The organism is Vallitalea sediminicola (assembly GCF_054408565.1).
Genome location: NZ_BTPT01000008.1, coordinates 1 through 14,848, shown reverse-complemented (window position 1 = coordinate 14,848; position 14,848 = coordinate 1). Strand labels below are relative to the sequence as shown.

The following is a 14,848-nucleotide window of genomic DNA, read 5'->3' as shown; positions in this document are numbered from 1 at the left end:
TTTTATTATGGCTACTTAATTTTTCTTAATCTCTATATCCCTATACTCTATCCAATCAAAACACATTTTTGCAATTTCTTCTCTTGCAATGTTTTTATATATCCTGACTGTTCCATCACTATATCCTGTCAACAATCCAGAATATTGTAGCAAATCCACGTATTCATCAGCCCATGTTGGAATCTTAGCTTTATCAGTGAAATCATTACTTGGTGGTAATACTGTTGCAGTCATTTCTAATATTCTACCTAAGACAGTTATTACTTCTGCTCTAGTGATATTTTTATTAGGCATAAATTTAACAATACCATCTTTCTCTATCCCTTTTACAAGCCCATATTCATATGCTTTCTGTATATATTCTTTTCCCCAATCCTTAGATGATTCATAATCAACAAAAGTGGACTTATCATCAAATGATACTTTCTTCGGAATTTCATCATACATTTTTTCAAGAACCCTAATAATCATGGCTGAAAACTCTAATCGTGTAAGTAGTCTTGTTGGTCTGAAGTATTTGTCTTCACCAACTTGTTCTCCATTTACAATATCTAATGAACTTATTGACTCAATATATTTTGTTGACCATCTATTAGAAATATCTTTGAAATCATTTTCTTCTTTCTTCTCAAGTACAGCATATTTACTTAGATGATTAAGTTCTATTTCCACTGTTCCTCTTTCAATATCTACTTTTCCACCTAGATACTGCCATTTATCAAATTTGGGGTTAAAATAATATACACCTATATTTTTATTTGTTTCATTACTTCCTCTAAACTTAAAAGTTACTTTAATCGGAGTATTTAACTTTCCTACTGCTTCTTTTAATTGTAATTCTATTATTTCACTATGTGAAACAAACTTATCTGTAGGTATTAATTTTTCAGGATCATTTATAGTTCCGATAAATAGCTGGTCTTTACCTGATACAGTATTTACTGGTATTTCTATCTCGGCTATACCCCTTACAGATAATTTTCTTTGGGAACCTTCACTGATATCAACAATATTTTCAATTGTTATATTTTTTTCAGTTTGAACTAAGCTAATCCAAATCTTACCTATTACAACATCAATATCATTGTTGCTATCCTTATTATTACTATGAGTAGGTTCTTTTGTAACATTTATTTCACTTTCTAATACATGTTCATTACCGAATCCATCTGTATAGCTTCCAGATACTATGGTCTTACCTACCTTCAGAGCTTTTAGATGTCCGAATTCATCTATGGATGCAAAAGATTCTCCACTAACAATTCGCCAATCCACAACTCCATTATCCACAAAGTTCTCAGAATACTTAGAAGCCTCATATAAACTTAGATTCACACTATCTCCTATCTGAATGGATGAAATATATGGCCACATATAGACATATTCAATATTGTCAAGGATTTGAAATTCAATGGCGTCATCATAAGAATAATCTTCTGATATATAATAGGATGCTTTTAGTACTATATCTCCTGCTTCATTAGCTGTAAAAACACCATCTTCAGAAATCTCTGCCAAAGAGTTTCCTTCAATAATTGACCATTCTACATTGGATGAGTTGATTTCCACTTCCTGTAACTTGTCATCTACACCGACAATAGAGAACTCCATTTTTTCACCTGACAATATCTCATTGATTACAGGTTTGATTTTTATTTCTTCGATAGAGCCTATCTTTCCATTAGTAACCTCTGTTGAATAAGTTGTTGTATTTCCAACACGATCAATAGCTTCAATCAGAATATTGTCTTTCAATTTATTAACAGGTATGACGTACTCACTTTCAAATAGATCATTTGCACCCAAATCTACATTTATCCCATTTATTTTTATCTGGCTACCATTCTCAGCGGTTCCCTTAATTGATACCAATCCTGTATCAGAAATAAATCCTGGTAAAGGTGAATCTACTTTTAACTCTGGTGGTGTCGTATCTATATTAAATAATAATGTTTTACTTGAACGGTCTCTATATTTATTTTCAGATACAAATTCCACCTTGTGTTCTCCATCATCTAAATCAAAGAATAATTTGTATGATGGATTGTTGAAGTTAATAAAATATTCTCCATCTAAATAAACTGTTGTGTTCACATCTGTTTGATCAGTTTTAAAATCAATATTAATCTCATTGCTGTTAAAATAGTTCTTAGACATCACTTGAATTGGATTATTGCTATATATTATTTCTATTTCTGGTGGAGTTGGATTTCTTAACAATACTTTATTAGAAATATTTTCTGCTCCTAAATGAATGGACTTTGTACCATCACTTTCATTTAATATTTTTTTCACAGTTATACCTATCGTATATTCATTTCCACTAATTAAGCTGACAATATTACCTGTATTGCTGTCTTTATAGCTTCCTCCAAGGACTACAGAGTTTTCCATGACTTCTAGGTCTGTATAGCCTTCTACAGGTTTTCCAAGAGAATCATATACGGTAACAAAATATGATATTATTCCCTCTTCATTAATTGGATTCCACGTTGATCTAATAAATCCATTTCCATATAGTTCAGTGTTAAGTTCATTGACTTTTGCCGGCTTTTCCAAGTCTACAATTGTAATAAAATTATCTGTCAGTGTAGATTCATAACCGTATAATGGATGTTGAATCGTTGCTCTTACTACATAATCTCCTTCTTCAATCCCTTTAGGAATATCTACACTAACACCTTCTGCCCCTTTTGTACCATCTATATTACCTATAAGTGCATAGCCTGCCCCATCAATTTCATTTTTGTTCAGCAAAAACAAACTCACTAGAGAATCTTCTGCATGACTAGCATCCCATGTGATTTTCAAAGTATTATCCACATTTTTTCCCATGTTAATCCCATTAAATTCTGGAGGGATTTTTACATCCATTAACTTTGAATCAATAATTTGATTGGATTCCAAAACCCAAGTTCCATTCATAGGTTTTTTTACTCCAATATATACATAATTCTCTGTGTTTCCACTTTCACTGTCTTTAGCAGCTATGGTTTGGACTATATAATTTCCATTAATGCTATCATCTTCTACAGAAACAAGGGGATACCTATTACCGTTTGGATCAGTTAATATTACTTCTGGTATGGTATCAACAAAAGTTAGTTCAATTAAGCCCATATCCAGGTTCTGAAAATTATAATTATGGGTTTTTCTATCAATTGATGCTAATACCTGTGTATTGTAATCAAAATCTCCAATACTTGCATATTGGTAATTTGAAGAACCTACAACAGAAATATTACTTCCAAATATTAGATTCATATCTCCTTCTTTACTATGCACATCGTATGTATTCCAATATCTATCTGGTATTATTACATCTGTAAGGGACGCATATGCATATTCTGGATTCATATTATCTAATTCACCGAAAGAAAATCCATCCTTATATACCCATGTCATACCAATAGGTATAAAACCAACTTTTAGATTACCCCACATTTTCTGGGTGCTTACACCTAATTCTATTTCAGTAAATTTCATTCCCCCAGCAATTGGTATTTTATTAGGTACTCCTATCTCTACATTCGCTTTACCTTCCAAGAAGAATTCATAGGGTTTATCACTATTACCAGTTTCTATTTCTCCAATACATATACTTAATCCGCCTTCGATTATCTCAAATGCACTAATATGAGCTTTTAGTGCTAAGTAAACAGGTCTAGCCCATCGTAGTTCAATACTTGCTTGATCAATTACCTTTAATTTTGCTATTTCAAATGATCCATCTAAAGAAAAACCTTCTTTACTAGCTTTTAATGTGAAATCACCTTGAAATGAAGGTACGATATTAAGTCCAAGTATGACAACTACATTTAATGGTGGTGACGAATCATCATCTGTAATTACACCATAGAGATTCTCCACTCCCCCTCCTACCTTATTGATAAATAATGGTGGGGCTATGGGAATTCCAGGCATAAAACCACCTGATAGCACTAAATCATCTAGAACATATCTGCTTTCTTCCGATGTACTATCTTGTATTCTCATTATGGTAATGAAAGCATGTGCTTCTGCTACTTTGATATCAACATCAGCATCTAAAGAATATATGCCCTCTAAAGAATTAATATTCAGCTTGGCTGCTATACCTAATCCTTTATTTTTATTTCCTGAATCTAATCCAGGTATGGAAATATTTACATCCCCTTTACCTTCAATTCCTATATATTTCACATCATCATATACAAAATCCGCTCCGTATTTCTTACCAAAAATAACTTTCTTTACATCAATTGCTACTCCTACTGATTTTTTGTCTTTTTCCTCTTCTTTATCTTCACCTTTTATTATTTTTGTCAGTTTAGTTATCAATTCCTTACTTTTCATCACCAGTGATAATGCTTTTTCAACTTTTGTACTTGTTGGTTCTTTGCTTTTAATTAATTCCATTATGGCATCATACATCTCACTATCGTTAAGTAATATGGCTCGTAGTTTAGCATTTTTCACTTTTTGTGTTTTTCTTTTTTCTTCCAATTGTTCTTCTTTTTTTTCTTCCTCTTTTTCTTCATCTGTCATAAACATCTGATGAAGAGCTTCTCCAATTTCAGCTTCTTCGTCTACAACGGTCTCATCTGTTGTAGGAGTATCAGTTGTTGGAGGTGTAGCAGTACTTTCATCTTTTGTTCCTATGGGTATCTTCACTTCCAATTTTCCGCCTAATGATGCTCCTTCATCGAGCATGATTATATCCCTTAATTCCATTTCAAATCCATCAATGAATAATGAAGCTACATTGGTTGCCAATGATAGATAATCAAACAATGCGATTGTAATATTTTCAAACTCATCTTCATCTTCTTTGATTTTATTGATATTATAATCGGTTCCATCGGCAATAAAAGTGTCAAATCCCGACCACCATATTTCTCCATAATTTAATAACTGTAATGTTCCTTTTCCGTTAATTAATATTAAATCATCTACTTTTTTGATTTCTATTGGTTTCTTCGCATCTTCAAATATAATGACAGAATTAATTATTGCCGACTGATTGTTTGTATTTATCTTGTAAAGATTTTGATTAGTGGTTTGATCTGTCGTCATTTTGATATCACCGACTATATCAAATACTATTTCCTTTAGTTCTCCTTTACTAGCAGTCTCTTGGGTAGTTTCGTAATCAGCTGGTTGTTCATCATTTGTTTTCAAATAAGCTTTAACATTATCTAACCGTTCTTTAGAATCAATAGTGTTGATATAATATTTGAATTCACTATTTAACTCTCTCTTTTCTATATATAAGACCCCATAACTTCTAGCTCTATAATTAATGTCATCAGTAAAAATTATTTGTTTTTCATAAGGTATGTTTACAGGCTTTTCTAAATCATCATGGACCATGCTTATTGAATATTTCCCTAATTTCATTTCATCTTCAATCTGTCCATCAAGTAATGAAATATTTATCTTTTGATCACCGACAACATCAATACTCTCTTTTGGTATTTCATATTTTTTACCTGCTTCATCAATAAGAAACATCTTCCAAATACTTTTATCATTAAAGTATAGAAATCCATTTCCTTTTATAGTTATGTATTTATCTCCTTGGAAATATATTTTCTCTGGTGCAGTGGATAAGATTTGAATTGATGGTGGCTCACCTTGTACAGAGGGTAATAAAATATAATTGACATCGACTACAGGCTGACTGTTGTTATCAGATGTTATCTCAACTTTTATGGGCTCTGATATATAAATATCTTGATTAACAGGCTCAATATCCCAAGACAATGTAGCTATGCTTCCTTTATTAACAACTGCTATAGTCTTTTCCTGTGTTTCCCCTTGTGAAAGTACAAAACCTTCAGGTCTAGTTATAAGTTTAGCTGTTATATTTGTCAATATTTCAGAATCCAGTAAATTATTATTTATATCAACTGATACTTGAAATTTATTTTCTTCATAACCATCTTTTTGACTATTAACAGTTACTTTATTGGGTGATATGAGATCAGCTATAAAGGTTGAATTAGAATCATAGTTACTCAAATCCCCAAGTCCATAATAGGTTTCTATGGTTCTAGTTTCTCCTGGATTTAATGATTCTTCGTTCCAATACAAAGCTACAGCACTATCCTTAGTTCCCACTTGATTATGTTCACTAGTAAAATCAAGGTTTGGATCTACCTGATAATCCCATTTTGTTTCAGCTAAATTATTCCAATGTGCAACTATCATCTTATCTGGAGCTGGATTCCCCCATCCTTTCGTAAATCCATAAGATACAACTTTTGGAGTAAATAGATCATCAGAACATCTCCAATAAGATGGTATGTCTTCTCTCGTCAAAACGGTTTCATTGGTTATTATGTCGCCTGTGTTTCCTAATACAACTGCTGAACCATCATTGGCACCTAACATTGTATCTAATAATATTCTACTTCCAATGTTTTTCGCTATTGTACTCCCATTTACAATTTCATACCTTATTTTAACGTTTCCAATATTGGGGTGATCTCTATCTTCAACCAATTCAATTTTTTGAGTAACTACTATTCCATCCACTTTCCAAATCGAAGTATTAACATTTCCTACATTGTTAGGAACTTTAATAAATCCATCCTTTTCATTAAGAAAACCATATTCATTTCCAAATATATATTCTTCACCATCAATAACGAATGAGGTAAAGGAAGTTTCTGGATCATTGTTTTTATCAAATAGTAATTTCTTATCATTGTCAGTATCTATGTAAGGCGATCCATCTACAGTTCTAATAATGAATCTTCCATCTTTTTTGTCTACACGATATTCAATTAAACCATTACTGAATTTAGAATCGTTTATTTCATATTCCATTCCCAATACTGGCATCATGGAAAACAACATTGTAATTATTATACTTAACGCAGTAATTCTTGTACGCATCTTGTTTTTCATATAATTCTCCTTTTCAAATATATAATTATGAAATTCTCTGAATTAACAAGTTATAAAATCTAGTGTTTCTTTCTTGGTCATATATCATGAATGAATACCATCCACTTTCGCTGATTTCAAAAACTTCATCGTTAAATTCAGTACCTCGAATCTTCATTTGCCCTTTTGTTATTTTACCTTTACTATAAAGAATCTTGTACTCTCCTAAAGGATTATAAATATTTATTTCTAAGGAGTTTCCCGTTAAATAATCTAATTCATTCATTAATTTTCCATTGAATGTCGCAGTAAGTTGATTATCAATTACTATAATCTGTCTTTCTCTAATACCTTTATTACCTGCATGATCAGTAACCTCATATGTAATTGTATAACTACCTGGTTTATTAATGTCCAGATTGCTTGTATAGTTAATCTCTAATCTACTATCTTCATAATTCATAGTAGTTACATCGGCTAATAAATCCCTGTTCTCACCAACAACTATGTTTACTATCTCTTGACCTGTGAAGATTATTTTAGGTGGTGTTTTATCAATATAATCTACTTTTGCTATTATTTCATTTATATTTCCAATCAAATCACGTGCAATGAATTTTACTTCTCCATTATTTTTGAATGTGTAGGTTGTATTTCCTTCATTATTCAACATGATAAACTCTTCATTTGCACTGACTTCAACATTTACACTTTGGTTGGTATAGGATGTCTTATCATAAGTAAGAGTTAGAATGGGTAGACTTCTATCAATATTGCTTACTGTTGCAGTAGCATGTATTTCATTCCCAGCATAATCTTGCACAATAAATGTATACTCTCCATTGTCTGTAAATACCCTACTGTAATTATTGTAATTATTAACAACTCTGATATATTCTCCATTTGTTGATTCTACTGTGGCGATGACATCATTTTTGGTAACACCAGTTTCACTATACACAATATTTACCTGTGGTGTTGATTTTGCAATGGTACTAATAATAATATTAATATCCGTTATATTTCCAGCTATATCTTGGCTTTTGAAGTTAAATGTTCCATTGTTGCTAATGACATAATAATCTTCCTTATCTATTGTTACTTCCTGTGGCTTTTCAATAATCGTAAAAGTTTCATTTGCATTAAATTTCAACAATATATCATTTTTTGTTATTAAAGAATCTTGATAAATCAAGCTGTCATCTCCAGTATTTATTATAGGTCCTTTAATGATTACACCATCTTGATTAACTTCTTTTAATCCTACTGGTGTATCATATATAAGTGTATATTCCATTACTGGCGGTACTTTATCAATATTCACTATGTATATTTCATATTCTGTACTGTTACCTGCTAAATCAGTAATTGTAAAATGATATTCACCGTTGGATGTAATGTTGTACTCACTGGAAACTATCCCTTCTGTTCCACTACTATCTATCAATTCAAGGTTTTCAATTGAAGTGATATTACTAAGTAATTCATTCCCTTTTATAATCACTTGTATATCTTCTTTTGTTATTTCAATGGTACTATATTCAAAAGTTGCTGATGGCTGTTTTTTATCAATTATATCAACTTCCGCTATAATACTTGCTTGATTACCTGCTGTGTCTTCTACATAAAATGTAAATTCTCCATTTTGTAAAAATTCATATTCTGGGCTATTATTATTATTTAATACTACTATCTCTTCATCTACTGCTATTGTTGCTATAACATTTTGATTTGTCCAAGTGTCTGCACTATAAGTAATGGATAATGTAGGTGGAACAACATCAATATTAGTAACAACAATATTACTCTCCCCTACATTTCCATAGCTGTCTACTACTTCAAATATGTATTCACCACTTATTTTTGCATAATACTTGACTATATCATTGATAGTTACCGCTCTGATACCTTCTGGAACTTTCGTAACGGAAAAGGCTTCATTCCCATTTAAATATATTTCAACTTCTTGATTAGTTTTATCATCTGTCGATAAGGAATATGTTATTATTGGGCTTTCCTTATCTATGTTATTTATCATTATTTCTTTTATTGTTTCATTTCCCGCTTGATCCATTAATGTAAAATGATAATCTCCATTATTAACAACTACAAATTCATTAATGCTTCCATTCACTAAAGATAAGTTTTCCGTGGATTCAATGGATACAATTTCATCAGGTATAATCTTAATTATCACATCAGTATTTACTATAGTATTTGGAGTAAATGTAATGGATGCATTTGGATTTTGCTTGTCAATATTGTTGACTTGTGCAGTTACTTTACTAACATTACCTGCTAGATCTTTTACTTGAAATTCAAATTCCCCATTTTGATTAAATGTTTTATTATCGCTACCATCATTATTCAAGATAGTAATTTCTTCATCTGCTGATACAGTGGCTAAAACATTCCCATTTGTCCATTCCGTATTGCTATATGCAATAGACAAAACTGGCGCAACCTTATCTATATTCGTAATACTAATTATTTTGTTAGTTATATTTCCTGCCCGATCAGATATCTCAAAAGTATAATTACCACTTTCCTCAGCGTAGTATTTTGTTTCAGTTTCAGTTTCGATGATTTTAATTGTCTCTGGGACTGTTATTACATCAAAGCTTTCATTTCCCTGTAAAAATATCTGCACATCTTGATTAGTCATTGATTCTGTAGATAGAGTATATGTAATTTGTGCTGGGTCTTTATCTATGTTTTCTATTCTAATGGATTTAATCTTTTCATTACCTGCTCTATCAATAAGAATGAAATTGTAGGTTCCATTTTGCTTAACCATGTATTTATTCGTTTCATTCTCCACTACCATCAAGTTTTCAGAGGAATTAATGATTACTTCCTCATCAGGAACAATTGAAACTATAACATCCCTATTGGTTATATCAACAGGACTATACGTAATTACTGCTTCTGGAATAATCTTATCTATGTTTGACACAGTTGCTGTTATGGATTTTTCATTGCCTGCTAAATCTTTTACTTGAAATACAAATTCTCCATTATCAGTGAATACATAATTAGTATCACTATTGTTATTTGTAACAATTATCTCTTCATTTGAAATAACAGTAGCTGTAACATCTTGATTTGTCCACTCACTTTCGCTATACGTTATTTGCAAATCTGGTGCTGTTCTATCAATGTTAGTAATATTAATAGGTATAATCACTTCATTTCCAGCCATATCTTTTATACTGAAATTATAATTTCCATTACTACTAACTGTATATTGACCATTGCTTCCAATAGCATTATCTGGTGCTACTATTTCAACAGGTGTATTACTATTATCAGATGTATTAATATTAATTACTACATCATTCATCGTTGGTACTAATTCACTTAACGATACTTCATACTCCGGATTCACTTTATCAATATTATCAATACTTACTTCAATTTCTTGGCTCAATAATGTATCTACATCCAAAATATTAAATAGTATTGTACCGTTTTCACCTATCCTTATTTCCTTGTAGTCAACACATTGGCTAGTAGCTGTTTCACTAATTAGCTCTCTAGATGTTTCATTGATTAATTCGTATTGACTGATTGTTCCAAAATCAAATTCTCCTATACTGATTCTTGAATCACTTGGAACAGAAATAGTAAGAATAATATCATCCTTGCTCCAACTGGTCGTTGATGCTGATACATTAGCCGATGGCAGGTTTTTATCTATCCAATCTACTTTGGCTATTGTAGTACCCTGGTTTCCTGCATGATCCATGAATTCAAACTGAATTTGACCATTTTCATTAAAAACATATTTCGTGTTTCCATCATTTGGATTAACAACAGTTATGGTTTCATTTGAAGTCAATGTCGCTGTGACTGGTTGTGCCGTCCTGCTTTCAGTGCTATATGTTATGTACCCAACTGGAGAAGTATTATCGAATACATATTTTCCGCTTACATATTTAGCTGTATTACCAGCTCCATCTATGGCTTTAATATGCAAATACCAATCTCCATCAATACCCTCTTTTGAAACACTTGTATCATTTGCAACATCTATCCACTCTGAATTATCATCTGCTAGTATATCTAGACTTTGATTCCATTGATATTGAATGCTCAAGTTATTAGATTCAGTAATATTGTCAGTTACATTTATTAATCCGCTATGTGACTTTTCTGAATTAAGATTCCCACTGACTGATTGTATGATAGGAGATTCTTTATCAATAAAATTCACCTTGGCAGTAATTAGTTTAACATTTCCTACTTCATCGGTTAAACTGAACTCGTAGCTGCCATTGGTTTCAAATACATATTCCTCGGCGTTCATGTTTATATTTTCTAATATAGAATAATTATCACTAATATTAGTTAACGTTGCCACTACATCTCTATTAATATAACCATCCTCTTCAATTGCTGAATAGTATATGTCAGCTGAAGGTGGTGTCAAATCCAACTCAACTGTATCAGAATATATGTCACTTTCATTACTCAACTCATCCATATATTTAACATAAACTTCTGTAGTTCCTTCTACATTGGCTATCTCATAGTTTGATACTTGGCTTGTCATGAGTTTATATTCAGACCATGTAAATCCATCAGATGATAAAGCATATTTTAATGTCCCTGACTGACTTACATTATCAGTCGCTGATAATCCAATATCTATGGTGTTTGTATTCGTAATAGCCTGAACAATATTAATACTTCCTGTAGGTCCTTCATTGTCTAAAACAAATTTACCACTTGTGTGATATTTAATATTTCCTGGTTTATCAATGGCTTTTATATGAAGATAGTATTCTCCATCTAGAACATCGATACTAACTGTTGAATCATTTGTGATATCCAACCAGTTCACATCATTACTGACTGGTAATGTATTATTTTGAGTCCATTGATAGCAAATAGTAATTTCCTCATCTACAGTAGTATTGTCTTCCACATGAATCCCCACACTCTGGCTTGATTTTGGTGTTTGATTCGTATTTGGGGTCAAGGTTATTGTAGGTGTTGTTTTATCAATCCAATCAACATTAGCACTGATAGTAGTTGAATTTCCTGTTGCATCTGTCAATGTAAATGTATATCCTCCATTTTCAGTAAAATTATATTCAGTGTCATTTACTATAATATCCTTTGAGTCTGAATAATTATCTGTAATGTTAATAAGCGTAGCTCTTACATCAGCACTAATATATCCATTAGAATCATCTGAACTATATGAAATATTACCACTAGGAGGTGTCTTATCTATGATGAATTTATCAGAGACTACATTGCTCTCATTTCCCAATCCATCTTTGAATTTTACATAAACGGTATGTTCACCTTCAGTAACAGTAGTTTCATATCCATTAATAATTGAAACAAAACTTGTCCAGGGTTCCCAATTTATATTATCCTCTGAAATAGAATAGGAAATGTTTGATTCATTGCTATACACGTCACTACATTCTAAGTTAATCGTGATGCTATTATGATTAATAAATTCTTCTGTGATATTTATCAACCCTACTGGTGGTGTATTATCAAAAATATACTTGCCACTGGTATAAATAGATGAATTCCCTGCTTGGTCAACTGCTTTCACATGAACGTACCACTCACCGTCAACATTATTCTTATCTATAGTTGAATCATTAGTGATTTCTGTCCAATTGACATCATTAATTGTAGGTATGGCCTGACTATTGGACCACTGACAGTATAAATTTATTTCATCTTTTGAAGTCTCATTATCTGTTACACTAATCAATGCCTGATGTTCTTTGCTTGGTGTTTGATTACCAGTAATCTGTGCAATTATTGGATCTATTTTATCTATCCATGTTACTAATGCAGATATAGTCGCATCATTACCCAATTCATCCTGCAATTGGAATATATAGCTTCCATTGTCTGTGAAACTATAAGTATTACCACTTGGTGTTATAACACTTCCCCCTAGATTATCTTCCAAGTTGGTCAAGCTGGCTACAACATTTTCCTTAGTCCATCCTTGACTCTCTTCTGGTGAATAAACAATGCTACCTGTTGGTGGTGTGACATCAATTCTAACCGTATCTGAATAAATACCGCTAACATTATCAGTACCATCTTTAAATTTTACTGATACTTTAGTTATTCCTTCTTCAATATTCTCTAATAAATAATTATTGAGGGTAACAGTACTTGGAAAACTAATCCAATCACTCCAAGTTATATCATTGTCTTGTGATAGGGAGTAATATAAGTTATTACTAGGTAAATTATCTGTAGCTGAAATATTCAACGTTATTAGACCACTGTTTATTTCACTCTCAGAAATTGTTATATTTCCTGTTGGTCCATCTATATCAATTGTGTAAGGTCCTGTAATACTGTAAGAAGAATTTCCAACATTATCCTGGCAGTACCCATGAAGATACCAATTGCCTGATACATCGTTTTTTGTTGGATTTCCTATTCCTGTTTTCCCAGTTGTAGGAGCTGTCACCCATGATCCATCAACACTATTTTCAATAATATCTTCTCTCCAAATATATTTAAATACGCTAATGTCATTATGTATATCAGATACTTCAACTCTTGATGTAATGCTTTTGTGACTACCTGTCAAATCACTGCTCACAACATTAATGTTTGGTTTTTTATAGTCAAAAGTATATAAGTTAGTATCATATCCTATATTTCCAGCTATGTCTTCAGCTGCTACATGAAGATATTTTATGCCTGTTACTCCACTATTATCATAATTAATCCCACTAGAATAGATTGTCCACCCTGTAGTCAAGTTTGTATCATGTGTTGTGCTATCACTCCATTTATATTTAATATTTTTGATACTACTATCCGTATATATCCCATTAGTATCTTCTGCCGAGATTGAAATATCATAATTCTTTTGATAAGAATAACTATCAGCATTATTGACAATATCTATATGATCAGGAGCAGTATTATCAAAGACAAATAAATTAGACTTGAAATAAGCATTATTACCTGCATTATCCGTAGCTCTAATATACAAATAAAAATTTCCGTCACCTGTATTCTTCGTTATATCAGCATTTATCAATCCACTTGAACCTGTATCAAACTCAGAGTCAGAGGGCATTGTTGTACTGGTACTCCAAAGATATTTAAAATTAGAATTAATACCTGAATGCGCATCAATTAGATTTACTCTTGCAGTATGTTCTTTAGAAAAAGAACCCCCATTATTATTAATGCTTATTGTAGGTGCTTCATTGTCAATATTAAACCCTGACGAATTAAAATTACTAACATTGCCTGCAATATCTGTAGCCATTATATGTAAATACCTAGTACCAGTTGCTCCACTAATACTAGCCTGAATATTGTTTCCACCTATTTGTGTGAATGAAGATACGCTAGGTGTTGATGGCACTGTATTCCAAATATACTTAACGTTTCCTATCCCTGAACCGTTAGTATCAGTTACATACATTGTTGTTGATTGGGATTGTACATATGTAGAGTTCCCATTTTCGCTCAAGGATATTGTTGGTGCAATATTGTCTATTCGTATATTGTTACTTTTAATATTATCTACATCAATTGTTCTAGTAAGTGGATTGCCAGAATAATCAACTATGTTTCCTCCTGATATTGAAGTTATATGCAACCCAGTCCCATTCTCTGTAGATCCAATGTCATACCTAAAATCGGCAGATAATGTATATACACCTGTACCACTAGTCATATTAGCTGTTTGTCCATTGCTTAGATTTAATACTGGAGTTCCAGTAATCATTACTGGTTCAGTAAAATCCAAAGTGATATCCAATGTATCCCCATTATTCAAAGATACATTCCCTTTATTTGCCGTAATACTACTAATGGAAGGGATCTTGTTTTGAATGATTATATTTGAATTGATACATGCTGTATTGGAATATGCAGTCATAGTATTTCCTACTATATCCTTTATCAATTCTTCACCAATAAATGAATCATTATTAGATGGTTTATATATATATAAACC

General features: G+C 31.7%; 2 protein-coding genes. Both read right to left on the bottom strand.

Going from position 1 to position 14,848, the window contains the following annotated elements:
• Positions 1-15 precede the first annotated feature (15 nt).
• Complete coding sequence (locus tag ACX6CF_RS03240; protein WP_458783861.1) at positions 16-6,894, bottom strand: S-layer homology domain-containing protein; 6,879 nt, start codon at positions 6,892-6,894, stop codon at positions 16-18.
• Between the two features lie 25 nt (positions 6,895-6,919).
• Entirely contained in the window at positions 6,920-14,668 is a 7,749-nt protein-coding gene (locus ACX6CF_RS03235) for an Ig-like domain repeat protein (RefSeq protein ID WP_458783860.1), read from the bottom strand.
• Positions 14,669-14,848: the final 180 nt, after the last annotated feature.